The sequence below is a fragment of the Brevundimonas pishanensis genome, from assembly GCF_022750635.1.
GTDB lineage: Bacteria > Pseudomonadota > Alphaproteobacteria > Caulobacterales > Caulobacteraceae > Brevundimonas > Brevundimonas pishanensis.
The window spans coordinates 176190-200006 of the sequence record NZ_JAJKBG010000004.1; the positions used below are offsets into that span (position 1 = coordinate 176190).

Sequence of the window (23817 nt, forward strand, 5' to 3'; positions counted from 1 at the left end):
TGGTCGTGTTCAGCTTCCAGCCACGCGCCAGGGCGGATCGAGCCGGTTCGTCCCCGCAAAATAAAGGCACAGCCGATTGCCATCCGGATCGCGCAGCCACGCCTCACGCCAGCTCCAGTTCTGATCGACAGGATCGTTGTCGAAAGCGATGCCCTTCGCTTTCAGAGCAGCAACACGGGCGTCCAGATCATCGCACTCGAAATAAACGCCGCCCATATTGGGTCTCACAGGATCGGCAATATGGATCGAAAAGGTCGAGGCGGCGTCGCTCTCCGGCCCCACGATGAAGCGCGCATAGTGGTCGCTGGACACGATCATCGTCAGGCCCAACGACTGGTAAAATGCCTTGGCGCGCGGAATGTCCGAGACTTCGACCGTGACCTGATTAAGCCTCACTGACGGCCCCAGTCGTCGTCCTCTTCGGCAGAACCGGCCTTTTGCGTCTGAATCCGCGCGCGCATCTGGGCCCAACGCTCCATGCGCTGTTTGACCTTCTCTTCGTGGCCCTCACCCTTGGGGTTGTAGAAGCGCTGGCGCGGCATGCCGTCGGGGAAGAAGTTGTCTCCGCTGAAGCCTTCTGGCGTATCGGGGTCATAGTTGTACCCCTTGCCGTAGCCCAGTTCCTTCATCAATTTGGTCGGCGCATTGCGGATATGGGCGGGCGGTATCAGAGAGCCGGTCTCGGCTGCTGCCTTACGCGCCGCCTTATAGGCCGCATAGACGCCGATGGACTTGGGCGCGGTCGCCAGATGCACCACGCATTGCGCCAGCGCCAGTTCACCCTCTGGCGAGCCGAGGAAGTCATAGGTATCCTTGGCCGCATTGGCGACGAGGATGGACAGCGGATCGGCCTCGCCGATGTCCTCCACCGCCATGCGAACCAGTCTCCGCGCAATGAACAACGGATCCTCCCCGCCGTGCAGCATCCGCGCAAACCAGTATAGCGCCGCGTCCACGTCCGATCCGCGCACCGACTTATGCAGGGCCGAGATCAGGTTGTAGTGCTCTTCCCTGCTCTTGTCGTAGGCGGGGGCGCGTTTCTGCAGGATGGCCGACATGCCCTGCACGTCCAGCTGTTCGCCTTCCGCCAGATTGAACAGAACCTCAACCATGGTCAGCAGATAGCGGCCATCGCCGTCGGCCATGACGAACAGGGCTTCACGCGCTTCGTGCAGCAGCGGCAGCGGCTTGCCCATGTGAGCTTCGGCGCGTTGCAGCAAAAGCTCCATCGCCGCATCGTCGAGGCGCTTGAGCACATAGACCTGCGAACGTGACAGCAACGCGCCGTTCAGTTCAAAGCTGGGGTTCTCGGTCGTTGCGCCGACCAGCGTGACCACGCCCGCCTCGACGAACGGCAGGAAGCTGTCCTGCTGGGTGCGGTTGAAGCGGTGGATTTCGTCGACGAACAGCAGAACCGAACGGCCCGAGGCCCGAATGGCCTTGGCCTGTTCAAACGCCTTTTTCAGATCGGCCACGCCGGAAAACACGGCGCTGATCTGCATATATTCATAGCCCGCGGCCTTTGCGAGCAAGCGGGCAATCGTGGTCTTGCCCGTTCCCGGGGGCCCCCACAGGATCATCGAGCCGAGACGGCCCGCCGCCGTCATCCGGCGGATCGGTCCGCCCTCGCCCAGCAGATGCTCCTGCCCCACCACCTCGTCCAGCGTCGTCGGGCGCAGACGGTCGGCCAGAGGCGCGTCGGGGGGATGGATGCCGGAGGCTTCGAACAGATCACTCATGACCTATCCATAAGCCGTCCGGCGTCCGATTTCACCTGCTTACGGGCAGCAACTTAAGGGATACGACCGTTCAGTTGGCGACCGCCGCGGATGATCGTCAACTCCGAACCGCGCGCCGCACGGCTCACAGCCTCGACCGAGTTCACAGCACGACCATCGATGCTCTTGATCACATCATTGGGTCGCAAGCCGATCCGTTGCGCGATGCTTCCACGCTGGATACCGGTGATGAAGACACCCGTCATGAACGGATCACCGCCGAGGCTTTCGGCACGCGCAGGGTTCAGCGCAAAAGCGGTGATGCCCGCCAGTGCGCCTTGGGATACCGCCGTGCCCTTGTCCACTGTCGCGTCACCCGGAACCGGCGTCACGCGGGCATTCACCGTGATCTCGCGCCCGTCACGCAGCAGCGTCACGCGCACGGTATCATTCGGTGCCTTGGTGCCGATCTGATAGTTCAGGCCGCCTTGATCGTTAATCTCGACGCTATCGATAGAGGTAATCACATCGCCTTGCTCGATCGAGGCGCGATCCGCCGGACCGCCCGAATAGATCTCTGTGACCAGCAGGCCCTGCGGTCGGGACAGGCCGAGGCTGCGGGCCATGTCGCCGGACAGGGTATCGCCCTTTACGCCTAGCCACGGGCGGATCACCCGCGTTTCACCGCCAACAGCCGATTCCAGCACACGACGAACCATTGCCGCGGGCACGGCAAAGCCTACACCCGAGGACGAGCCCGAACGGCTGTAGATCGCGGTGTTGATGCCGATCAGATCACCATCCATGTCCACCAGTGCACCGCCCGAGTTGCCGGGGTTGATCGGTGCATCGGTTTGGATGAAGGAGCCGGAATCGCTGATGCCGGTGTCCGTGCGGTTCAGGGCCGAAACGATGCCGTTGGTCACCGTCTGGCCGACCCCGAACGGGTTACCGATAGCCAGCACCAGATCCCCGACCTGCTGCTCTTCCTGATCGTCGAGGCGAATGGTCGGCAGGTCACCGTCAACGCCTTCCAATTGAAGCACCGCAATGTCCGACCGCTCGTCGGCCAACAGGACACGGGCCGGAAACTCTCGACGGTCGTTCAGCGTAACGCGGATTTCACTCATGTTCTTGATGACGTGGGCGTTGGTGATGACCACACCATTAGGCCGCACGATCACGCCCGAACCTATAGAGCCGGTCTGGCGTGCCGTCGGGATGCCCCAGAACGGATCGCGACCCTGCTGAACGCCACGCGCCGAGATGTTCACGACTGCCGGTGCCGCCTTGCGCACCACAGGCGCAAAGCTGGATTTGACCGCGCCTGCGTCGGTGGGAACGACGCGTGGCTGTTCGGCAAATACGCCCTCCTGCGCCTTTGACGGCTGGGACTGGCCGCAGGCTGCAACCAGCAAAGCTGCCGTGATAGCAAGATGTGAAGTCTTCATATCAATCCTAAATCTTCAGGCACGTCAGGGTATTGGACGCCATTCCGCAACGAAACTGCGACCGGATCAAGGCACTCTGCGGAGCGCCGGTCTGCCATATTTCATTTAAGGGCGAAGTCAGCCGCTTCAAGGCGACGCGCAGACGCAGAAACGGGCGGCCCGACATCGCCGAACCGCCCGTTATTCAAACTCTCGTATAGCTTAGCGCTTTGTGACCGGCAGGGTGTCCGCAGGATTGCCGTCGCCCTTGGGCACTTCGATGCCCAGCAGTCGACCCAACAGAGGCTGAACATCGACGCTGTCCAGATTCTGGAGCTGACGGCCAGCCACCACCCCATGACCATGTGCGATGAAGACGGCCTGCATATCGGCCCACTCATTGTCATAGCCATGCGCCCCGCCCGCACGGGTCAACGGTCGGGCCCGTGTCGCAACAACCCAGTTGTTCTCGGCCAGACAAACAAAGTCGGTCACGCGGCGATGGGTCCCCAGCGCAAAGCGGGCGGGAATCTCGCCCTTGCGCCAGCACTCCATATGCGGGTGTTTACCCACCAGAGCCCCGGCAACCTCAGCCTCACGACCCTCGGACGCATTGATGAAGCCAACAGGGCCCGAATAAACGACGCTGAACGCATCTGCAGGTACCAGATCATCGATATAGGACACACGATCCGGCGACACGTCCGCCATGCCGTGATCGGATACGACGATAACAACCGCGTCCTTCTCCATGCCGCGGTCTTTCAGACCCTGCATCAGCCGGCCAATGCTGGCGTCGGTTGCCTTGACCGCGTCTTCGGCTTCTTGGGAGTTGGGGCCGTGGTGGTGGCCCATGGTGTCGACCAGATCGAAATACAGGGTGGTCAGACGCGGACGCTGGCCCTCGGGCAGATCCAGCCACGACAGCAGGCGGTCAACGCGCACATCGCCCGGCATCGACTGCTCGAACACAGCCCAGTGCGTAGGACGCACACCGCGGACATCAGCTTCGGATCCCGGCCAGAACATGGTGCCGGTCACAACGCCCTGCTTTTCCGCCGTCACCCAGATCGGCTCGCCGTCATCCCACCAGCGGCGATCCGTGACCGCAGCGCGATTGCCCAGAGAGAACGATCCCAGCTCCGCATCGCGCATATTGTTGCCGACGATGCCGTGATGATCGGGGTGCAGGCCCGTGACCAAGGTGTAGTGGTTGGGGAAGGTAATCGTGGGGAAGGACGGCTTCATCGCGCCTGAAGCCCCCTCTGCCGCAAGTTGCGACAGGTTTGGCGTAATACCGCGGTTCAGGTATTCTGGGCGGAAACCATCGATGGACACCAGAATAACCGTGCGCGGCAGCTCTGCCTTGGCCTCGGCGGCGACCGGAGCCGACATTTCCGGCGTGGTGGCGCAGCCGCTCATCAGCAGGCCCAGGCCGATAGCCGACCCCAGTAACAGGTTACGCAACGACAGGGGGTTGGCCATACACATCACTCCGGCGACTCAAAAATAACCGGGTCACACTGCTAAGCTGTTTGTGTCACAGCTTGAAGACAGCGTTGAAGATGAATCGACTTGCCGCAACCGCGAAGTGACGTCAGTGTCCGGTTATGAACGCTGTTATTTCAATCGAGCGACTCACCAAGTCCTTTGGCGACGTCCGCGCGCTGGACGGGCTGTCCCTCGAAATCCCGCAAGGCGGTGTTTACGGCATTCTGGGGCCGAATGGCGCTGGCAAATCGACACTGTTCCGCATCCTTCTGGGGCTCATACAACCGACAAGCGGTCACGCTCAGGTCATGGGTTATCCCCTCGCCCACACCGAGACCCTGCGCCGCATTGGCTCGATGATCGAAACGCCGCGCTACCCCGCCTATCTGACCGCGCGGGACAGCCTCCAATGGTTGGCGGCCGCCCACGGCCAGGCGACACAGATCGACGTCGACCACTGGCTGGAACGCGTAGGTCTTAAGGACGCTGCTGACCGGAAAGTGCGCGGCTTTTCGGTAGGCATGATGCAGCGTTTGGGCTTAGCCGCCTCGCTTATGACAAGGCCCGATCTGGTCATTCTCGACGAGCCCACAAGCGGCATGGACCCGCCCGGAATTCACGAGATGCGTTCCCTGATCCGTGATCTGGCCGAAAACGACGGCGTTACGGTTATCTTGGCCAGCCATCAGTTGCTGGAAGTCCAACGTATCTGCGACCGCGTCGCCATTTTAAACCGCGGTCGTCTCGCCGCCGAGGGCAAGGTCAGCGATCTGACCGAAGCCACCGAATACCTGCATCTGGAAGCCACCCCGCTGGCGAAGGTGAAGGAGATCATCGGCGATGCCGCCGAGATCGTCGGCGATGCCATCCTGGTCAACATCCGCCGCGAAGATACCGCAGGCCTGATCCGCCATCTGGTTCAACAGGATGTCGACGTGATGGAGGCGCGCTGGGTGGGTGGCGATCTGGAAGCTGTGTTCATGTCCGAGACCCTCGGTGTCCCCGAGGCAGAGGTGAGCGCCCATGTTGATTGATGCCATCCGAGCAGAACTCTTCCGGTTTTCGCGCAACGGCACCGTGTGGCTGTGGTCCTTGCTGGTCATCCCGTTAGGCTCGGCCATCGTGGGCATTTTCGCCCGCCAGTTTTTGATGACGTCGCTCCAGAAAGCCGCCGCATCCTCGCCGGCCAGTCTGGTTATTCCCAAAGCCGCGATGAACCTCGGTGACGTCATCACCGACCAGACCGCACAACTGGCAGGCATCAACCTGCTGGCATTCTTCCTGATTGCGGCGGCCACGATCTCGGCCTCGGACTATCGCTGGGAAAGCTGGCGGCTTATCCGCCCGCGCAATAGCCGGCGCAATCTCATACTGGGTAAGGGCATCGCCATTGCTGTGATTGCCCTCGTACCGCTGTCGCTGCATCTCGTATGCGAGACGTTCGGGCGCATCATCAGCGCCAGTCTGGAGAACCGGTCCATCGTTATCGGCTTCGAAACAAAACAGGCTGGTGCGACGGTGCTCATGTTCGTTGTGGCGTGGCTACGGACACTACAGGTCGCAGCGCTCGCGCTTTTGGCCGGTGTCGCCACCCGATCGATCTTCGGTGGCTATGTGGTGCCTATGGCTGTTTCGGCAGGCACCTTCCTGTTGGCCGGCATGCTTTCCGGCTTCGGGTGGGATGCCAACCAGTGGCGCACTCTTCTACTGTTCCCTGCTAAGGCGCACGATGTCCTTCAGTCGGCGCTAGCAGGTGGCCCCATCCCTGCCGCAACCAATGTGAAGGCGATTATCGGCCTTATGTTCTGGTTGGCTGCCCCAACGGCCCTCGCCGTCTGGCTTTTTGAGCGTCAGGACCTGTCGAAGGAATAGGCGGCTTCAGGCCAGCCGCTTTTCCATGAAAATGTCTGCCCGCGCATAAGGCGTGTCCCGCGCGGGCAGATATTCAAAGCCCCAGCTTTCATAGAGGCGTAGCGCCGGAGCCAATGACGAGTTGGTTTCAAGATATAGCCGATGCGCCCCCAATTCGCGCGCCTTCGCTTCGCATGCCTGCATGAGCTGTTTGGATAGCCCTGCCCCGCGCGCTGCAGGCGAGACGGTCATCTTGGCCAGTTCAAAGCCACCGTCGTCCATTTTCTGGATAGCGCAACATCCCACACAGGTGCCATCAGCGCCTTCAATCATGAAGATGTGGCCGCCCGGCTCGAGGATACTTGCCTGCGGATTGCCCAGCACCAGCTGGTCTTTGGCTTCGATGATAAAACCGCCCTCGAGGATCCACGCCTCGTTGAGTGCTCGCCACGCTTGGGCATGCTGGGGACGATACGGAACAACGCGATACAAAAGCTCGACCATATTCGCTCTATCCCGCGCATGTGGTCACAACGCAAGCCGCCGAACCTGCACAATGACAAAAGGGCGGCCCGCCATACAGCGAACCGCCCTTTTCGATCACTTGGATCAGGAAACGAAGATTAAGCTTCGTCGCCTTCGATCATGACAACCGGACCGGAGTCCTTGCCCTTGGCCGAGACATCGCGGTCGACGAACTCGATGACTGCCATTGCGGCGTTGTCGCCGTGACGGAAGCCAGCCTTCATGATGCGGATGTAGCCACCTTGGCGGTCTGCGTATCGAGCAGCCAGGGTGTCGAACAGCTTGCCGACTTGCGGCACATCACGAACGGCGCTGATGGCCTGACGACGAGCGTGCAGGTCGCCGCGCTTGGCGAGGGTGACCAGCTTCTCGACGAAGGGACGCAGTTCCTTCGCCTTCGGCAGGGTGGTGGTGATCTGCTCGTGCTTGATCAGCGAGGCAGCCATGTTGGCGAACATGGCCTGGCGGTGGCTGACCGTGCGGCCGAGCTTACGATAGGCGGCGCCGTGGCGCATCGGGGTCTCTCCTACTCAACCCTGGTTTCCTGCCCGAACTCTGTGTGGGCGAGGACCTAGGGCCTCTCATTCTAACCGCCCCAACCAATCCAACTTAAGGACCTGGGCGGAGGGTTGATGATCAGATCTGGTCGTCGAACTTCTTGGCCAGGTCTTCGATATTTTCCGGCGGCCAGTTCGGTACGTCCATACCGAGGCTGAGGCCCATGGTCGCCAGCACTTCTTTGATCTCGTTCAGCGACTTGCGGCCGAAGTTCGGGGTGCGAAGCATTTCGCCCTCGGTCTTCTGTATCAGGTCGCCGATGTAGACGATGTTGTCGTTCTTCAGGCAGTTTGCCGAGCGGACCGACAGTTCCAGTTCGTCCACCTTCTTCAGCAGAGCCGGGTTGAACGGCAGGTCGGGCTTACCGTCCGACTGCTCGACAGCCTTGGTCGGCTCTTCGAAGGTGATGAAGATCTGCAGTTGGTCTTGCAGGATTCGAGCAGCGAAAGCTGCTGCGTCAACCGGCGAAACCGCACCGTTCGTCTCGATCTCGAGGATCAGCTTATCGTAGTCCAGCGACTGACCTTGGCGGGTCGGCTCAACGCGATAGGCAACGCGCTTGACCGGCGAGTAGAGCGCGTCAACCGCGATCAGGCCGATAGGAGCGTCTTCCGGACGGTTGAACTCGGCTGCGACATAGCCCTTACCGTTCTGAACGGTCAGTTCCATGCGGATCGAAGCACCGTCGTCCAGCGTGCAGATAACGTGATCCGGGTTAAGGACCTCGATGTCTGCCGGGACGTCGATCTGACCAGCCGTCACAACACCAGGACCGGTGGCGCGCAGGGTCATACGCTTCGGACCTTCCGCATGCATGCGGAGAGCCAGTTGCTTGATATTCAGGACGATGTCGACAACGTCCTCACGCACGCCTTCCAGCGAGGAGAACTCGTGGACAACGCCGTCGATTTGGATGGCGGTGACTGCTGCGCCTTGAAGCGAAGACAGCAGAACGCGGCGAAGCGCGTTGCCGAGCGTCACACCGAAGCCACGCTCGAGGGGTTCGGCGACCAGACGCGCTTTGCGCTGCGGGTCAGAGCCGGCCTCGACCTGGGGCTTCTCGGGACGGATCAGCTCTTGCCAGTTTCTTTCGATCATTAGTGTCCCTCGAACGGGTTTCGCTGACCCCACCTGTGTGCACTCAGGCTAGTAGGGGCCAGCAAGAAAAGAGTCAGGCGGCGATTAAACGCGACGACGCTTGGGCGGACGGCAGCCGTTGTGCGGCATCGGGGTCACATCACGGATGGTCGTGATGGTCATGCCAACAGCTTGCAGTGCGCGCAGCGCCGACTCACGGCCCGAACCCGGACCAGAGACGTTGACTTCGAGGGTCTTGACGCCGTGTTCAGCAGCCTTCTTGCCAGCATCCTCGGCAGCCATCTGGGCGGCATACGGGGTCGACTTACGCGAACCCTTGAAGCCCATGTGACCAGCCGACGACCACGAGATCGCGTTGCCTTGGGCATCGGTGATCGTGATCATGGTGTTGTTGAAAGAGGCATTCACGTGGGCAACGCCCGAGGTGATGTTCTTACGTTCGCGGCGCTTAACGCGACCCGGTTCCTTAGCCATAGCTTAGGCCTCTCTCTTACTTCTTCTTGCCGGCGATCGGCTTGGCCGGACCCTTGCGGGTACGTGCGTTCGTGTGCGTGCGCTGACCGCGGACCGGCAGGCCCTTACGGTGACGCAGGCCGCGATAGCAGGCCAGATCCATCAGACGCTTGATGCTCATCGAGGTTTCGCGACGCAGGTCGCCCTCGACAGTGTAATCACGGTCGATGGTTTCACGGATTTGCAGGACTTCGGCATCGGAAAGTTGATTCACGCGACGAGCCGGCTCAATGCCAACCTTTGCAGTGATTTCCTTGGCGGTGTGCGCGCCAATGCCGTGAATGTACTGAAGCGCGATTTCAACGCGCTTGTTGGTCGGAATGTTGACGCCAGCGATACGGGCCACGAAATTCTCCAGGTACGCGTTAGTCAGACGCAGAAAACGTTCCGGTTAACAAACCTGGAACGTGTGCGCCCTTCGCGGAAGACCGCCCTTATACATGGGATTCCTTTTCCGTCAACGCTTGCTGGCGGGAAAGAGAGATTAACAGAAAGTTTCCTAAGGCCATTCAACCCCGACGCGGATTTCTGCCCCGTCGATGGGACGGCCATCACGGACCGCTGGACGAAAGCGGAAATATTGCGCGGCCGCAAGTGCTGCCTGACCGAATCCCATCCCCTGTGGGGCCTCGCTGGCGACACGGCAACGGTTGAGTCGGCCATCCGCGCCCAGACGGCAATCCAGCTGGACCGATCCGCCCTGCCGCCTGCGAAACGCTTCGCGGGGGTGAAGCGCGCGCAACTCGGACTGCAGCGGCCCACGCACGAACCGGGGACCCGAGCCTGCTCCGTCGCCAGATCCACTGCCCTGACCGCGTCCGGTGCCGGTTCCCTCTCCGCCCTGTCCCATTCCCGGCGTAGGCGTCGCTTCGTCTGCCACGCCGATCACGAGGGGTGGATTAGGAGTTGGCGCGGGCGGAGCCGTTACCTCGGGAGGCGGGGGATTGGGGCGCGGGGTCGGCACCCTTACCGCCGACGTCGAGGCAGGAGCCCCTCCCCCTTCGCTGTCGCTCGATGGTTGAGGCGGCGGAGGTGGCGGAGGCGGCGGTGTTACGACGGGCCGAACGAGGTCGACCAAAATGGCAGGTGACGCGACCATGGGCGGGCTGTCCGCCGTCCAGCGTCCCAGCAGCAATCCGGCACTGGCGTGCAGACAGAATACGAGCGTGATGACACCCACGCGCGTCCACTGTTTTCGCGAGCGCGGCCGGTTAGGGGGCTGGTCCAGAGGCGACATCCTTCATCAACGCACGAGCCAAAGAAAAAGAGCCGATGCCGGAGCATCGACCCTTAATCTGGATGAGCGAGCCTGAAGGCTAGCTGAACGTCTTAGGCGAGCGCTGCGTCGATAGCCGCGGCTACCGTCGCAATGTCACCCATGCCGTCCACTTCCGTCAGCTTGCCCTGCGCTTCGTAATAAGGAAGCAGCGGAGCGGTGTTGGCGTTGTAGACCGCCAGACGATCCTTGAAGGTTTCAGGATTGTCGTCGGCGCGACCCTGTTCCTCGAAACGCTTGGTGATGCGTTCGGTAAGGGCAGCGTCGTCCACCTTGAGACGAACCACGGCGTCAATCTGGCTACCACGCTTGGCCAGCATGGCGTCCAAAGCTTCGGCCTGGGCCACCGTGCGCGGGAAGCCATCAAAGATGGCACCGCCGGCAGCTTCGGCTTCCGGAAGACGGGCTTCGATCAGGGCGATGACGATCTCGTCGGTGACGAGGTCACCACGCGCCAGCACGTCCTTGACCTTGAGGCCCAGCTCCGAGCCCGATGCGATGGCTGCACGCAGCATATCGCCGGTCGAGAGCTGTACCATGCCGTGGGTCTCTACGAGGCGCTTGGCCTGAGTACCCTTACCGGCTGCCGGCGGTCCGAACAGGATCAGATTCATTGTCAGATTATCCCCAGCACCCGAATCTTAGCGACGAACGACCGGCGTACCGCCACGACCACCACGGCCGCGCAGCTTCGCCTTCTTGATCAGACCCTCATACTGGTGAGCCAGCAGGTGGGACTGGATCTGCGAAACAGTATCCATCGTCACGGACACCACGATCAGCAGCGAGGTACCGCCGAAGTACATGGCGTTACCCATGCCCGCGACCATGAACTCCGGCAGCAAGCACACCAAGGTGATGTAGCCCGCACCGATGACCGTCAGACGGGTCAACACATAGTCCAGATATTCGGCCGTGCGCTTGCCCGGACGGATACCCGGCAGGAAGCCGCCGTACTTGCGCAGGTTCTCGGCCGTCTCTTCAGGGTTGAAGGTGATCGAGGTGTAGAAGAAGCAGAAGAAGATGATCAGGGCTGCGTACAGCACCATGAACACCGGCTTGCCGTGCGTCAGTTGCGCCGTAACCATCGGCAGCCACGACATCCACTCCGGCAGGTTTGCCGTAGCGGTGAACTGGGCAACCGTCGTCGGCAGCATCAGCAGCGACGAGGCGAAGATGGCCGGAATAACACCGGCGGTGTTCACCTTCAGCGGCAGGAACGAACGTTCGCCACCGGTAACGCGGTTACCTTCTTGGCGCTTCGGATACTGGATCAGAAGACGGCGCTGGGCGCGTTCCATGAAGACAATGAACATCACGGTCGCGACGGCCAGGATCGCCAGACCCAGGAGGGCGAAGGCAGACATTTGACCTTGCTGGGCCAGACCCAGCAGACGCGCGATGGTGCCCGGCAGAACAGCCACGATACCGGCGAAGATGATCAGGGAGATACCGTTACCGACGCCGCGTGCCGTAACCTGCTCACCCAGCCACATCAGGAACATGGTGCCACCCGTCAGGGTAACCACGGTCGTGGCGATGAAGAACAGGCCCGGATTGTCGACGAGGCCCTGAGAGGCGTTCAGACCGACAGCGATGCCGAAGGATTGAGCCAGAGCCAGCACAACCGTCAGATAGCGGGTGTATTGGTTCAGTTGCTTGCGACCGCTTTCGCCGCCTTCCTTCTTCAGCTTCTCCCACGGCGGATAAACCGCGCCCATGAGCTGCACGATGATCGAGGCCGAGATGTACGGCATCACGTTCAGTGCAAACACAGCCATACGCTCAACGGCACCGCCCGAGAACATGTTGAACATGTCCAGGATGCCACGTTGACCGTCCGGGTTCTGGAAGAACTGGAGGAAGGCATCGGAGTTGATGCCCGGGATGGGCACATAGGTGCCCAAGCGGTAAACAAGGAGAGCGCCCAGCGTGAACAGCAGGCGCTTGTGCAGCTCGGTCGCCTTGGCGAACGAGCCCATGTTCATATTTGCTGCGAGTTGTTCGGCGGCCGAAGCCATCTGTTGGTCCCCACGAATATTCGTGTCGTCAGATAAGGTGAAAGCGGCCCCCATGCGAGAGCCGCTTTCGAAAAATCGTCATCCCTATCCGAGAAGATCCCGAATTACGCCCGACTACGAGCGAATTCGGGATGACGAACTAGCAATTAGGCCTTGGCAGCCGTGCGCTTTGCGCGAGCCGACACCTTGTTGGCGTCGCCTTGCGGAGCCTTCGGAGCCGGAGCCTTGCCCTTGGCAGCTTCGCGCTTGGCAACGCGGGCAGCAGCCTTGGCTTCAGCTTCGATACGCTGTTGCTCGACCTTGCCGCCAGCAGCTTCGATAGCCTTGATGGCGCCCGAGGTTGCCGACCAGACGACCAGGTTCAGCTTGGCCTTCAGTTCGCCTTCGCCCAGAACGCGGACGCCGTCTTTTTCACGACGGATGACACCAGCGGCGACCAGAGCGGCACCGTTGATTTCAGCCTTGGCGTCGAGCTTGCCAGCGTCGATGGCTTCTTGGATGCGCCACAGGTTCACTTCAGCCAGCTTCAGTGCGTTTGCATTGTTGAAGCCACGCTTCGGCATACGCATGTACAGCGGCATTTGACCGCCTTCGAAGCCGCCGATGGCGACGCCCGAACGCGACTTCTGACCCTTGACGCCGCGACCTGCGGTCTTGCCCTTGCCCGAGCCCGGGCCACGGCCGACGCGCATACGAGCTTTGGTTGCGCCTTGGTTGTCGCGGATTTCATTCAGTTTCATGTGCCTGATCCTTTCGGGTGCTAAGCGCCAGACGCAATGCGGCTGACTCGGCGTTAAAAACGAAGGGTCGCTTCTAGGCGACCCGCCCCTCCGCTGCAAGTGCAAACGCAAATCTCGTTATGCGGAGGGATAGACAAGAGGCCCCGCACCGAATGATGCGGGGCCCTTGAATAGCAAAACGCCCTCCCCCATTTCCGAGGGAGGGCGTCTTAGAGGCTTTAGCCTTCGACCACTTCAACCATGTGGGAGACCTTGGAGATCATGCCGCGGATCGACGGCGTATCTTCCAGGGTGACCTCACGGCCGATTTGGTTCAGGCCCAGACCAACCAGGGTTGCGCGCTGGTCAGCCTTGCGGCGGATCGGCGAGCCAACCTGACGGATGGTCACGGTCTTCTTTTCGCTCTTGGCCATTGATTAGCCCTCCACAGTTTCCGGTGCCGAAGCACCATCATTGCGGCGGCCCATCAGGTCAGCGACCTTCTTGCCGCGCTTGGCAGCAACTTGACGAGGCGAAGACTGGACCTTCAGAGCTTCGAAGGTCGCACGGATCATGTTGTAGGGGTTCGAGGAACCGGTCGACTTACCAACGACGTCTTGAACGCCGAGGGTTTCGAGGACGGCACGCATCGGACCACCTGCGATGACGCCGGTGCCTGGAGGGGCAGCGCGCATCATGATCTTGCCAGCGCCCCAACGGCCGTTGCCGTCGTGGTGCAGGGTGCGGTTTTCGCGCAGCGGAACGCGGATCATCGTCTTCTTGGCTTCTTCGGTCGCCTTGCGGATAGCTTCCGGCACTTCACGTGCCTTGCCATGACCGAAGCCGACGCGACCTTTGCCGTCGCCCACAACCATCAAGGCTGCGAACGAGAAACGACGGCCACCTTTAACAGTGGCAGCGACGCGGTTGATGTGCACCAGCTTTTCGACGATGTCCGAATCCGGACCGTCTACGACTGGAGCATTGCGGTTATCGCGACGGTTACCGCCGCCACCGCGTTGGGGTTCACGAGCCATGTCTGTCGTTCCCTTAGAAGTTCAGACCGGCTTCGCGCGCGGCTTCCGCCAGCGCCTTGACCCGGCCGTGATAAATGTAGCCACCGCGGTCGAAAACGACGTCGGAGACGCCCTTTTCGATGGCACGTTCGGCGATCAGCTTGCCAATCTTGGCAGCTGCAGCGACGTCCGAGCCCTTCGAACCCTTGCCACCTTCCAGCGACGAGGCCGAAGCGACAGTGATGCCCTTCGAGTCGTCGATGATTTGTGCCGAGATGTTCTTGTCCGAACGATGAACCGACAGACGCAGACGACCATTTGCCACAGCCTTGAGGCGGCGACGGTTGCGTTCTGCGCGACGCTTGGCTTGTTGTTGAAGAGAGAGAGCCATGACTTACTTCTTCTTGCCTTCCTTGCGTCGGACGGTTTCGCCCTGATAGCGCACACCCTTGCCCTTATAGGGCTCCGGCGGACGCAGTTTGCGGATGACGGCGGCGATTTCACCAACGGCTTGCTTGTCGTTGCCCGAGATCTTGATCTCGGTCTGCTTCGGCACCGCAAAGGTGATGCCAGCAGGCGGAGCGATGTCCACGTCGTGCGAGAAGCCGAGTTGGAGCGACAGCGATTGACCCTTCAGGGCAGCGCGGTAACCCACGCCGACCAGTTCAAGGGTCTTCTCGAAGCCGTCGGTTACACCGGTTACCATGTTGGCAACCAGGGTACGCGACAGACCCCACATAGCCATTGCGCGCTGCGATTGCGAAACCGGGGTCAGGGCCAGTTCATCGCCGTCCTGCTTGATTTCGATTTCTTCAGCGACGGTCCACGAGCGTTCGCCCTTAGGACCCTTCACAGTGACGTTCTGGCCGTCGAGCGTGACAGTCACGCCCTTCGGCACTGCGATGGTTTTCTTACCAATACGGGACATATTAGTAGACCCTGCACAGGACTTCGCCGCCGACGTTAGCGTCGCGGGCAGCAGCGTCGCTCATGACGCCCTTGGAAGTCGAAAGGATCGAGATGCCGAGGCCATTCTTGACCGGCTTCAGATCGCCGATTGCCGAATAGACGCGACGGCCCGGCTTCGACACGCGAGCGATCTCGGCGATCACAGGCTGGTTGTCGAAGTACTTGAGCTCGATCTCGAACTGCGGGAACTCGCCCGGGTTTTGAACCAGGCTGTAACCGCGGATGTAGCCTTCCGACTGCAGCACGTCGAGGACGCGCTGGCGCAGGCGGGAAGCCGGGGTGAGCACCTTAGAACGCTTGCGGGTCGCAGCGTTCTTGATGCGAGCGATCATGTCGCTCAGGGGATCGTTGATCATCATATCTGTTCGCTCCCCTTACCAGCTCGACTTCGTCAGGCCGGGGATTTGACCCAGGTTGCCCAGCTCACGCAGGGCAACACGGCTCATCTTGAGCTTGCGGTAGTAAGCCCGCGGACGGCCCGTCACTTCGCAACGGTTGCGAATACGGGTCGGAGCGGAGTTACGCGGCAGGGCTGCCAGTGCGAGGCGCGCTTCAAAGCGATCCTCCAGCGGCAGGCTCTCATCGTTAGCGATAGCCTTGAGGGCTTCACGCTTCGCGGCATACTTCGCAACCAGGGCCTTGACGGCTTCGTTGCGGTTTACGGCGCTCTTTTTAGCCATTGATCTCTTCCCTTCCCGATCAGTTCACGAACGGGAACTTGAACTCGGTGAGGAGAGCCTTGGCTTCCTCATCGGTCTTGGCCGTGGTGCAAACGACGATGTCCATGCCCCACATCTGGTCGATCTGGTCATAGTTGATCTCCGGGAACACGATGTGCTCCTTCAGACCGGTGGCGTAGTTGCCACGACCGTCGAACGAGGTGCCCTTGAGGCCACGGAAATCCTTCACGCGCGGCAGCGCGATCGTGATGAACCGGTCCAGGAACTCGTACATTTGGTCGCCGCGCAGCGTCACCTTACCGCCGATGACCATACCTTCACGCAGCTTGAAGCCAGCGATCGAGTTACGGGCCTTGGTGGCAACAGCCTTCTGACCAGCGATAGCCGTCAAATCCTTGAGGGCTGCGTTAGCCTTCTTGGAGTCAGCAACAGCTTCACCGATACCCATGTTCAGGACGATCTTGTCCAGCTTGGGCACCTGCATTTCGTTCGTGTAACCGAACTTTTCCTTCATGACCGAACGGATACGCGAAACGTACTCGGTCTTCAGGCGCGGGGTGTATTTCTCGGTAGCCATCAGATGACGTCTCCGGTCGACTTGGCGAAGCGGACCTTTTGGTCACCTTCAACCTTGAAGCCAACGCGGGTCGCCTTGCCGTTGGCGTCAGCGATTGCGACGTTCGACAGGTGAAGCGAGGCTTCTTTGTTTTTAATGCCGCCTTGCGGATCAGCCTGGGTCGGGCGCGTGTGGCGCTGAACCATGTTGATACCTTCAACGACGACGCGGTTTTCGGTCGGAAGAACCTTGAGCACCTTGCCAGTGCGGCCCTTATCCTTGCCGGTCAGGACGATAACGTTATCGCCCTTCTTGATCTTGGCAGCCATGGTTACAGGACCTCCGGAGCCAGCGAGATGATCTTCATGTGGTTCTTGGCGCGAAGCTCACGCGGAACCGGGCCGAAGATACGAGTGCCAACAGGCTCGTTCGACTTGTTAACGATGACGGCAGCCGACTTGTCGAAGCGGATGACCGAACCGTCTTTGCGTTGGATATCCTTGGCGGTGCGAACGACGATGGCGCGAACGACATCACCCTTCTTAACGCGACCGCGCGGGATAGCTTCCTTCACAGAGGCGACAATGGTGTCGCCGATCGAGGCGTAACGACGTTTAGAACCGCCGAGCACCTTGATGCACATGACCCGGCGGGCGCCCGAGTTATCGGCCACTTCCAGGTTAGTTTGCATCTGGATCATAAGATCAGATCCTTCTGATTACGAGGCCGAAGCCGGGGAAAGGACTTCCCAGCGCTTCAGTTTGGACTTGGGGGCGCACTCGACGATACGAGCGATGTCACCGACCTTGAGGACGTTGGCTTCGTCGTGCGCGTGATACTTCTTCGAAAGACGGACCGTCTTTTTCAGAACCGGGTGGAGCAAAGTACGCTCCACCTTAACCACGACGGTCTTGTCGCCCTTGTCGGACACGACCACGCCTTCGAGAATTCGCTTGGGCATATTCGTTTCCTTACGAAGCGCGCTTCTCACGCAGAAGCGTGGAGATGCGAGCGATATCTTTGCGCACTTCACCCACGCGGTGGGTTTTTTCCATTTGGCCGGTAGCCGCTTGGAAGCGCAGGTTGAACTGTTCCTTCTTGAGCTTCAGGAGCTCTTCGGACAGTTGGTCGACGGTTTGCGACCGGAGATCTGCGATCTTGGTCATTATGCGGCTTGCTCCATTACGATGCCGGCATCCAGGCGGGTAACCACCTTGGTACGGATCGGCAGCTTAGCTGCGCCGAGGCGCAGAGCTTCACGAGCGATATCGTCCGGCACGCCGTCGATTTCGAACATGATGCGGCCCGGAGCAACGCGAGCTGCCCAGTGATCCACGGCGCCCTTACCTTTACCCATCCGGACTTCGGCTGGCTTACCGGTAACCGGCAGGTCAGGGAAGATACGGATCCACACGCGGCCTTGACGCTTCATGTGGCGGGTAACAGCACGACGGCACGCTTCGATCTGACGAGCAGTGATGCGTTCCGGCTCCATGGCCTTCAGGCCGTACGAACCGAAGTTCAGCGAGAAGCCGCCCTTCGACGAACCGCTGATACGGCCCTTAAAGGCCTTACGGTACTTGGTCTTTTTAGGTTGCAGCATGGTCTAATCAGCCCTCACGACCACGACGCGGACCGCGGTCACCGCGGGGGCCACGTTCACGGCCTTCGTTGGACGACGGACCCGAGGCTTCTTGGGCCCAACGCTTGTCCTGAGCCATCGGGTCGTGCTCGAGCACTTCACCCTTAAAGACCCAGACCTTCACGCCGATGATGCCGTAGGTCGTCTTGGCTTCATAGAAGCCGTAGTCGATGTCGGCACGCAGGGTGTGAAGCGGAACGCGACCTTCACGGTACCATTCCATACGAGCGATTTCTGCACCGCCGAGACGGCCCGAAACGTTGATACGAACGCCCTTTGCGCCGAGACGCATGGCCGATTGCATCGAACGCTTCATGGCACGGCGGAAGGCCACACGGCGTTCCAGCTGCTGAGCGATGTTTTCAGCGATCAGCTGAGCGTCGGTTTCCGGCTTACGGACTTCGACGATGTTCAGGTGAACTTCGCCTTCAGTACGAGCCGCAATGTCCTTGCGCAGCTTGTCGATGTCAGCGCCCTTCTTGCCGATCACGACGCCCGGACGGGCGGCGTAGATCGTCACGCGGCACTTCTTGTGCGGACGCTCGATGATTACGCGGGCAACGCCAGCGGCCGAAAGACGATCTTTCAGCCAAGCACGCAGCGCCAGATCCTGGTGCAGCAGCTTAGCGTAGTCAGCACCGCCGGCGAACCAGCGGCTGTCCCACGTGCGGTTCACGCCAAGGCGCAGACCAATCGGATTGATTTTCTGACCCATTAGGCGGCCTCACCTGCTTCGCGAACCACGATGGTGATTTCGCTGAACGGTTTCAGGATGCGCGACGAGCGACCACGAGCGCGGCTCGCAAAACGCTTCATCACCAGGTTCTTACCCACGAAGGCTTCGGCAACGATGAGGTTGTCGATGTCCAGGTTGTGGTTGTTCTCGGCGTTCGAGATGGCCGAATACAGGGCCTTACGAACGTCGATGGCGATGCGCTTGCGGCTGAACTCAAGCTCGTTGAGAGCTTTTTGAACCGGCAGGCCACGGATCGAGGCAGCTACCAGGTTCAGCTTCTGCGGGCTGATACGAACGTTAACCAGCTTAGCGCGGGCTTCGTTCGCAGCAACACGACGGGTGTTCTTGGTCTGGGCCATGGATTATTTCCTCTTGGCCTTCTTGTCCGCAGCGTGACCCGGGAAGTTACGGGTCGGCGCGAACTCGCCGAACTTCATGCCAACCATCTCTTCCGAGACGGCGACAGGAACGTGCTTCTGGCCGTTGTAAACGCCAAAGGTCAGACCCACGAACTGCGGCAGGATGGTGGAGCGACGCGACCAGGTCTTGATCACATCTTTACGGCCCGACGATTGAGCGGCGTCGGCCTTCTTGAGCAGATACCCGTCGACAAACGGGCCTTTCCAGGAGGAGCGGGCCATTCTTAGCGAGCCTTCTTCACGTGACGGCTACGGATAATGTACTTGTCCGTGGCCTTGTTCTTGCGAGTACGGGTACCCTTGGTGTCCTTACCCCACGGCGTAACCGGAGTACGACCGCCCGAGGTACGACCTTCACCACCACCGTGCGGGTGGTCGATCGGGTTCATGGCAACGCCGCGGACGTGCGGACGGAAGCCCATGTGACGCTTGCGACCAGCCTTACCGAGGTTCTGGTTCATGTGGTCCGGGTTGGACACGGCACCAACGGTAGCCATGCAGCCATCCAGAACCATACGCAGTTCACCCGAACCCAGACGGATTTGAGCGTAACCTTGGTCGCGGCCAACCAGCTGGGCGTAAGCACCAGCCGAACGAGCCAGCTGAGCGCCCTTGCCCGGCTTCATTTCCACGTTGTGGATGATGGTGCCGACAGGGATCGAGCGCAGCGGCATAGCGTTGCCCGGCTTCACGTCAACCTTCTCGCCAGCGACGATGGTGTCACCAGCCTTCAGGCGTTGCGGAGCGATGATGTAGGTCTTCTCACCGTCAGCGTACGTCACCAGAGCGATGAACGCGGTACGGTTCGGATCGTATTCCAGGCGCTCAACGGTGCCGATAGCGTCGAACTTGCGACGCTTGAAGTCGATCTTACGATAGAGGGTCTTAGCGCCACCGCCACGGAAGCGGACAGCGATACGACCACCCTGACCACGTCCGCCCGACTTGGTCAGGCCTTCGGTCAGCGACTTTTCCGGACGGCCTTTGTGCAGCTCGGAACGATCAACCAGCACCAGGGCGCGGCGGCCCGGCGAAGTCGGATTGTAATGCTTCAGAGCCATCTGATTAGAGCCCCGTCGTCACGTCGATCGACTGGCCTTCAGCCAGCGTCACGATAGCTTTTTTGATGTCCACGCGACGGCCATTGATGCCACGGAAGCGCTTGGTCTTGCCCTTTTGAACCAGGGTATTGACCTTGAGGACGTTGACTTTGAACAGGGATTCAACCGCAGCAGCGATTTCATCCTTGGTCGAGGTACCGGCAACGCGGAACACGACTTTGTTCTGTTCCGACAGGATCGTGGCCTTCTCAGTGATGATCGGGCTCAGGATGGTGTCGTAGTGCTTGGCGGTAGGTTGAGCGGCGGCCATTATGCGGCTTCCTTCTCAGCAAAGCGCGCCTCGATTGCTTCAACAGCAGCCTTGGTCAGCACAAGTTTGTCAGCACGCAGGATGTCATAGACGTTCAGGCCGGCGTTCGGCAGGACGTCGATGTGCGGGATGTTGCGAGCAGCGAGGCCGAAGTTGGTGTCAACTTCCGGACCAGCAATGATCAGAGCCTTGTTCCAGCCCAGAGCACCGAAAGTGGCGCGCAGGGTCGAGGTTTTGGCTTCAGCAACCGAAACGGTGTCTACGACAACCAGGTCGCCGGCCTTGACCTTCGAGGACAGGGCGTGACGCAGAGCCAGGGCGCGGACTTTTTTCGGCAGCGAGAAGCCGTGGTCGCGAACGACCGGACCGAAAGCGCGCGAACCACCAACGAACTGCGGTGCACGGCGCGAACCGTGACGAGCGCCGCCGGTGCCCTTTTGCTTGTACATCTTCTTACCCGTACGAGAGTTCTCGTTGCGGGTTTGAACCTTGTGCGTGCCAGCGCGACGCTTGGCCAGCTGCCAGTTCACGGTACGGGCCAGCAGGTCGCCGCGGATGTCGGTCAGGCCGAAAACGGCATCCGACAGTTCCACGTCGCCAGCAGCCTTGCCGTCGAGTTTGATGACAGAGAGTTTCATTACGCTTCACCGCCTTCGCTGGCTTCTACGGCCGGAGCTGCAGCAGCTTCGGTAGCAGCCGACTTCACAGCACCCGGGAACGGGGCTTCAGCCGGACGAGCCTTTTTCACAGCGTCGGTGACCTTGAGGTAGGTACCGTCGTGGCCCGGGACAGCGCCCTTGACCAGGATCAGACCACGCTCAGCGTCAACACGAACGATCGTGAGGTTTTGCTGGGTGACAGTTTCTTGACCGTAGTGACCAGCCATTTTCTTGCCCGGGAACGTACGACCCGGATCTTGGCGGTTACCAGTCGAACCGTGCGAACGGTGCGAGACCGAAACGCCGTGGGTGGCACGCAGACCGCCGAAGTTCCAACGCTTCATCGCACCGGCAAAACCTTTACCGATGGTCAGGCCTTGGACGTCGATCTTTTGACCAGCTACGAAGTGGTCAGCCGACAGTTCGGCACCCACGTCCAGCAGGCCATCCTCGTCCACGCGGAACTCGGTAACGTATGCCTTGGGTTCAACTTGAGCCTTCGCGAAAGCTTCGCGTTGCGGCTTGGCCGTATTTTTGGCCTTCTTAGAGCCAGCGCCCAACTGGAGCGCGACGTAACCGTCACGTTCCTTGGTACGTTGGCCGACGACTTGGCAGCCGTCGAGCTGAAGTACAGTAACCGGCACGTGTGCACCATCATCGGCGAACACGCGGGTCATACCCAGCTTTTTGGCGATCACGCCCGTGCGCATCGGATCCCGCCTCTTCTTTCTTAGATCTTGATCTCGACGTCCACGCCAGCCGACAGGTCGAGCTTCATGAGCGCGTCCACAGTCTGCGGGGTGGGGTCGACGATATCGAGCACGCGTTTGTGCGTGCGGATTTCAAACTGCTCGCGCGACTTCTTGTCGACGTGCGGCGAGCGGTTCACGGTGAATTTCTCGATCAGGGTCGGCAGCGGGATCGGACCACGAACAGTCGCGCCCGTGCGCTTGGCGGTGTTAACGATTTCGCGCGTCGAGAAGTCGAGGACGCGATGATCGAAGGCCTTGAGCCTGATGCGGATGCTTTGATCCATATCGGTTAGTATTCCCATGCGGCCGGAGCCGCGTCCCTGTGAACCATTTCAAAGACCGAAGCCTCAGGGTCGAAACCCCAGGGAACGCAAATCCGCAAAAACGAACGGCCCACACGGTTTCCCGCCTGAGCCAAAAAATCCCAAGAAGCTGCAAAAAGAACAGTAACTTAGGTCGTCCCTGCGAACCGCGTTTGCATCCGGAGATGCACAGCCGGTCCAACAAGAGTGGTGCTTATGCCTTCCGAATCCCTTCGGGTCAAGCACTGAATCCCAAGTCCCATAAGTGTTTGCGCCTCATGAGTTGTCGCCTCATAGCCGCCCCTCCCACCACTTTTCAAGACCCCAATTTGGCCATCTACGACCCCGTGAGAGGCCGAGCCGGAAAAGTTGATTTCAAAACAATGGCCCGCACGCCCCTCCCCTCCAGCCGCATGGAGGGCGATTCCAGAGGGGTTTGGTTAATTTGAATTAAGGGCTGAGGCGAAATGCGGCAGGACCAAGGCAGCAAAAAAGAAACTTCCGCCGCACGATCAAATAACGACGTATGTTTGCCTTATTGCGTAACATCGCGGCAACACCATGCCTCGCTAGTCCGAAACATGACAAGTTCGTTACAGCGAACCGCCTCGTTTGACCCTAAGTCGTCTCCACCGGCACGTTCCTTGGTGAACGAGCCCAAGAAAGTCTTTTAAGGACATACGACAATGAAAACCGTTTTCTTCGCTTCGGCAGCCGTCGCCGCTCTGATCGCTGCTCCGGCTATGGCTCAAACCGTTGGTTCGGCTAGCGTCTCCTACACCCACAGCGAGACCGACGTTGCTGCCGTGCAAGGCCTGGACACCGACGCTTTCGCTCTGAACGGCGCTGTCGCCACCCCGATCTTCGGTGACTGGACTGTCACTGCAGAAGCAAACGTCGCCAACACTGAATCGGACCTGGCTGCCAGCGAAACCACCCTGTCGGGTTCGGCTGCCCTGACCAAGGTCATCGGTTCGTACCGCGTCGGTGGCTTCTACGCCGCTAACGAAATGCCGGGTGCAACCCTGAACACCTTCGGCGCTGTCGCTCAGAAGTACTTCGACCGTGCAACCGTTTCGGGCGTCGCTTCGTACGGCTCGGTTTACGACGCCGACATCTACACCGTGAAGGCTGACGCTGCTTTCTACGCAACCTCGGACCTGCGCCTGAACGCGGGCGTTTCGTTCCAGAACGTTGACTTCGGCGGCGCTGACTTCGACACCGTTGCCGGTACCGTTGGCGCTGAATACCAGTTCGCTAACTCGCCGTACTCGGTCTTCGGTGCTTACACCTACACCGACTCGGACGACTTGGCCGTTGAAGACAACGCTTTCAAGATCGGTGTGCGTTACAGCTTCGGCGGTGGCCTGCAAGCCCGCGACCGCGCTGGTGCTCGCATGGACCTGAGCAACAACGTGTTCGTACCGTTCTTCAACTAAGCTTCGCCTTGGTTGAGCCGTAAGGCACACAGAAAAGGCCCCGGTGGATTTCCACCGGGGCCTTTTTTGTTGCCTG

Annotated in this window: 36 protein-coding genes; 3 read left to right on the forward strand and 33 right to left on the reverse strand. The window is 60.4% G+C overall.

Translation table 11 applies throughout. From position 1 onward, the window contains the following. Positions 1-9: 9 nt before the first annotated feature. The 4 genes from LOX95_RS09530 to LOX95_RS09545 all read right to left on the reverse strand — a co-directional run bounded on the left by LOX95_RS09530 (position 10) and on the right by LOX95_RS09545 (position 4633). Positions 10-396 carry a VOC family protein gene (locus tag LOX95_RS09530; RefSeq protein ID WP_242914255.1) on the reverse strand — a complete coding sequence of 129 codons (387 nt, stop codon included), beginning with the start codon at positions 394-396 and terminating at the stop codon, positions 10-12. After that, a complete protein-coding gene (locus LOX95_RS09535; protein ID WP_242914256.1) occupies positions 393-1739 on the reverse strand; it encodes a replication-associated recombination protein A in 1347 nt (448 codons plus the stop codon). Before LOX95_RS09535 ends, LOX95_RS09530 begins: the two co-directional genes overlap by 4 nt. A 53-nt stretch (positions 1740-1792) precedes the next feature. Continuing rightward, positions 1793-3169, reverse strand: coding sequence for a trypsin-like peptidase domain-containing protein (locus tag LOX95_RS09540; protein ID WP_242914257.1), 1377 nt, complete (start codon positions 3167-3169; stop codon positions 1793-1795). A 201-nt stretch (positions 3170-3370) separates the two neighbouring features. After that, the gene (locus tag LOX95_RS09545; protein WP_242914258.1) at positions 3371-4633 is read right to left on the reverse strand and encodes an alkaline phosphatase family protein; all 1263 of its coding nucleotides are present in this window, start codon (positions 4631-4633) and stop codon (positions 3371-3373) included. Positions 4634-4758: 125 nt separating this feature from the next. On the opposite strand from LOX95_RS09545, the gene LOX95_RS09550 reads away from it, so the two are divergent. Both LOX95_RS09550 and LOX95_RS09555 read left to right on the forward strand, forming a co-directional pair. Continuing rightward, positions 4759-5673: an ABC transporter ATP-binding protein gene (locus LOX95_RS09550; protein WP_242914259.1), complete on the forward strand. Its 915-nt coding sequence runs from the start codon at positions 4759-4761 to the stop codon at positions 5671-5673. Next, positions 5663-6511: a hypothetical protein gene (locus LOX95_RS09555; protein ID WP_242914260.1), complete on the forward strand. Its 849-nt coding sequence runs from the start codon at positions 5663-5665 to the stop codon at positions 6509-6511. Before LOX95_RS09550 ends, LOX95_RS09555 begins: the two co-directional genes overlap by 11 nt. A gap of 6 nt (positions 6512-6517) precedes the next feature. On the opposite strand, the gene LOX95_RS09560 is transcribed toward LOX95_RS09555, so the two are convergent. The 29 genes from LOX95_RS09560 to rpsJ all read right to left on the reverse strand — a co-directional run bounded on the left by LOX95_RS09560 (position 6518) and on the right by rpsJ (position 22284). Then, positions 6518-6994 carry a GNAT family N-acetyltransferase gene (locus tag LOX95_RS09560; RefSeq protein WP_242914261.1) on the reverse strand — a complete coding sequence of 159 codons (477 nt, stop codon included), beginning with the start codon at positions 6992-6994 and terminating at the stop codon, positions 6518-6520. A 119-nt stretch (positions 6995-7113) separates the two neighbouring features. Beyond that, on the reverse strand, positions 7114-7530 hold the full coding sequence (gene rplQ / locus LOX95_RS09565) for a 50S ribosomal protein L17 (protein WP_242914262.1): 417 nt from the start codon (positions 7528-7530) through the stop codon (positions 7114-7116). 121 nt (positions 7531-7651) lie between these two features. Beyond that, positions 7652-8671: a DNA-directed RNA polymerase subunit alpha gene (locus LOX95_RS09570; protein WP_242914263.1), complete on the reverse strand. Its 1020-nt coding sequence runs from the start codon at positions 8669-8671 to the stop codon at positions 7652-7654. 84 nt (positions 8672-8755) lie between these two features. After that, positions 8756-9145: a 30S ribosomal protein S11 gene (gene rpsK / locus LOX95_RS09575; protein WP_242914264.1), complete on the reverse strand. Its 390-nt coding sequence runs from the start codon at positions 9143-9145 to the stop codon at positions 8756-8758. Between the two features lie 16 nt (positions 9146-9161). Next, positions 9162-9530: a 30S ribosomal protein S13 gene (rpsM, locus tag LOX95_RS09580; RefSeq protein ID WP_242914265.1), complete on the reverse strand. Its 369-nt coding sequence runs from the start codon at positions 9528-9530 to the stop codon at positions 9162-9164. A gap of 153 nt (positions 9531-9683) precedes the next feature. Next, entirely contained in the window at positions 9684-10073 is a 390-nt protein-coding gene (locus LOX95_RS09585) for an energy transducer TonB (RefSeq protein WP_242914266.1), read from the reverse strand. A 440-nt stretch (positions 10074-10513) separates the two neighbouring features. Then, positions 10514-11074: an adenylate kinase gene (locus LOX95_RS09590; RefSeq protein WP_242914267.1), complete on the reverse strand. Its 561-nt coding sequence runs from the start codon at positions 11072-11074 to the stop codon at positions 10514-10516. A gap of 27 nt (positions 11075-11101) precedes the next feature. Then, positions 11102-12481 (reverse strand): preprotein translocase subunit SecY, encoded by a 1380-nt coding sequence (secY, locus tag LOX95_RS09595; protein ID WP_242914268.1) that lies wholly within the window; start codon positions 12479-12481, stop codon positions 11102-11104. Positions 12482-12627: 146 nt separating this feature from the next. Next, positions 12628-13221: a 50S ribosomal protein L15 gene (gene rplO, locus LOX95_RS09600; protein ID WP_345791442.1), complete on the reverse strand. Its 594-nt coding sequence runs from the start codon at positions 13219-13221 to the stop codon at positions 12628-12630. Between the two features lie 218 nt (positions 13222-13439). Continuing rightward, a complete protein-coding gene (rpmD, locus tag LOX95_RS09605) occupies positions 13440-13634 on the reverse strand; it encodes a 50S ribosomal protein L30 (RefSeq protein WP_242914269.1) in 195 nt (64 codons plus the stop codon). A gap of 3 nt (positions 13635-13637) precedes the next feature. Next, the gene (rpsE, locus tag LOX95_RS09610) at positions 13638-14237 is read right to left on the reverse strand and encodes a 30S ribosomal protein S5 (protein ID WP_242914270.1); all 600 of its coding nucleotides are present in this window, start codon (positions 14235-14237) and stop codon (positions 13638-13640) included. 13 nt (positions 14238-14250) lie between these two features. After that, entirely contained in the window at positions 14251-14607 is a 357-nt protein-coding gene (rplR, locus tag LOX95_RS09615; protein WP_242914271.1) for a 50S ribosomal protein L18, read from the reverse strand. Between the two features lie 3 nt (positions 14608-14610). Continuing rightward, entirely contained in the window at positions 14611-15144 is a 534-nt protein-coding gene (gene rplF, locus LOX95_RS09620) for a 50S ribosomal protein L6 (protein WP_242914272.1), read from the reverse strand. Position 15145: 1 nt separating this feature from the next. Beyond that, positions 15146-15544: a 30S ribosomal protein S8 gene (rpsH, locus tag LOX95_RS09625; protein ID WP_242914273.1), complete on the reverse strand. Its 399-nt coding sequence runs from the start codon at positions 15542-15544 to the stop codon at positions 15146-15148. A gap of 15 nt (positions 15545-15559) precedes the next feature. After that, positions 15560-15865 carry a 30S ribosomal protein S14 gene (rpsN, locus tag LOX95_RS09630; protein WP_242914274.1) on the reverse strand — a complete coding sequence of 102 codons (306 nt, stop codon included), beginning with the start codon at positions 15863-15865 and terminating at the stop codon, positions 15560-15562. A 19-nt stretch (positions 15866-15884) separates the two neighbouring features. Beyond that, positions 15885-16442 (reverse strand): 50S ribosomal protein L5, encoded by a 558-nt coding sequence (rplE, locus tag LOX95_RS09635; RefSeq protein WP_242914275.1) that lies wholly within the window; start codon positions 16440-16442, stop codon positions 15885-15887. Then, on the reverse strand, positions 16442-16750 hold the full coding sequence (gene rplX / locus LOX95_RS09640; RefSeq protein WP_242914276.1) for a 50S ribosomal protein L24: 309 nt from the start codon (positions 16748-16750) through the stop codon (positions 16442-16444). Before rplX ends, rplE begins: the two co-directional genes overlap by 1 nt. A gap of 2 nt (positions 16751-16752) precedes the next feature. Continuing rightward, positions 16753-17121 (reverse strand): 50S ribosomal protein L14, encoded by a 369-nt coding sequence (gene rplN, locus LOX95_RS09645; RefSeq protein ID WP_167178083.1) that lies wholly within the window; start codon positions 17119-17121, stop codon positions 16753-16755. Positions 17122-17139: 18 nt separating this feature from the next. Next, complete coding sequence (gene rpsQ / locus LOX95_RS09650; RefSeq protein WP_242914277.1) at positions 17140-17382, reverse strand: 30S ribosomal protein S17; 243 nt, start codon at positions 17380-17382, stop codon at positions 17140-17142. A 10-nt stretch (positions 17383-17392) separates the two neighbouring features. Next, positions 17393-17587: a 50S ribosomal protein L29 gene (gene rpmC / locus LOX95_RS09655; protein ID WP_242914278.1), complete on the reverse strand. Its 195-nt coding sequence runs from the start codon at positions 17585-17587 to the stop codon at positions 17393-17395. Beyond that, positions 17587-18024, reverse strand: a complete 438-nt coding sequence (gene rplP / locus LOX95_RS09660; RefSeq protein WP_242914279.1) for a 50S ribosomal protein L16 — start codon at positions 18022-18024, stop codon at positions 17587-17589. Before rplP ends, rpmC begins: the two co-directional genes overlap by 1 nt. A gap of 7 nt (positions 18025-18031) precedes the next feature. Beyond that, on the reverse strand, positions 18032-18778 hold the full coding sequence (gene rpsC / locus LOX95_RS09665) for a 30S ribosomal protein S3 (RefSeq protein ID WP_242914280.1): 747 nt from the start codon (positions 18776-18778) through the stop codon (positions 18032-18034). Then, complete coding sequence (rplV, locus tag LOX95_RS09670; RefSeq protein ID WP_242914281.1) at positions 18778-19158, reverse strand: 50S ribosomal protein L22; 381 nt, start codon at positions 19156-19158, stop codon at positions 18778-18780. The genes rpsC and rplV overlap by 1 nt, the downstream gene beginning before the upstream one ends. 3 nt (positions 19159-19161) lie before the next feature. After that, positions 19162-19440, reverse strand: coding sequence for a 30S ribosomal protein S19 (gene rpsS, locus LOX95_RS09675; protein WP_167178089.1), 279 nt, complete (start codon positions 19438-19440; stop codon positions 19162-19164). A gap of 2 nt (positions 19441-19442) precedes the next feature. Then, on the reverse strand, positions 19443-20279 hold the full coding sequence (gene rplB / locus LOX95_RS09680; RefSeq protein ID WP_242914282.1) for a 50S ribosomal protein L2: 837 nt from the start codon (positions 20277-20279) through the stop codon (positions 19443-19445). Positions 20280-20283: 4 nt separating this feature from the next. Then, a complete protein-coding gene (locus LOX95_RS09685; RefSeq protein ID WP_242914283.1) occupies positions 20284-20589 on the reverse strand; it encodes a 50S ribosomal protein L23 in 306 nt (101 codons plus the stop codon). Next, positions 20589-21227: a 50S ribosomal protein L4 gene (gene rplD / locus LOX95_RS09690; RefSeq protein ID WP_242914284.1), complete on the reverse strand. Its 639-nt coding sequence runs from the start codon at positions 21225-21227 to the stop codon at positions 20589-20591. Before rplD ends, LOX95_RS09685 begins: the two co-directional genes overlap by 1 nt. Further along, positions 21227-21958 (reverse strand): 50S ribosomal protein L3, encoded by a 732-nt coding sequence (gene rplC, locus LOX95_RS09695; RefSeq protein ID WP_242914285.1) that lies wholly within the window; start codon positions 21956-21958, stop codon positions 21227-21229. The genes rplD and rplC overlap by 1 nt, the downstream gene beginning before the upstream one ends. A 20-nt stretch (positions 21959-21978) precedes the next feature. Beyond that, the gene (rpsJ, locus tag LOX95_RS09700) at positions 21979-22284 is read right to left on the reverse strand and encodes a 30S ribosomal protein S10 (RefSeq protein ID WP_003164367.1); all 306 of its coding nucleotides are present in this window, start codon (positions 22282-22284) and stop codon (positions 21979-21981) included. 704 nt (positions 22285-22988) lie between these two features. Between rpsJ and LOX95_RS09705 the strand changes: the two genes are divergently transcribed. Then, the gene (locus LOX95_RS09705) at positions 22989-23741 is read left to right on the forward strand and encodes a hypothetical protein (RefSeq protein WP_242914286.1); all 753 of its coding nucleotides are present in this window, start codon (positions 22989-22991) and stop codon (positions 23739-23741) included. Positions 23742-23817 lie beyond the last annotated feature (76 nt).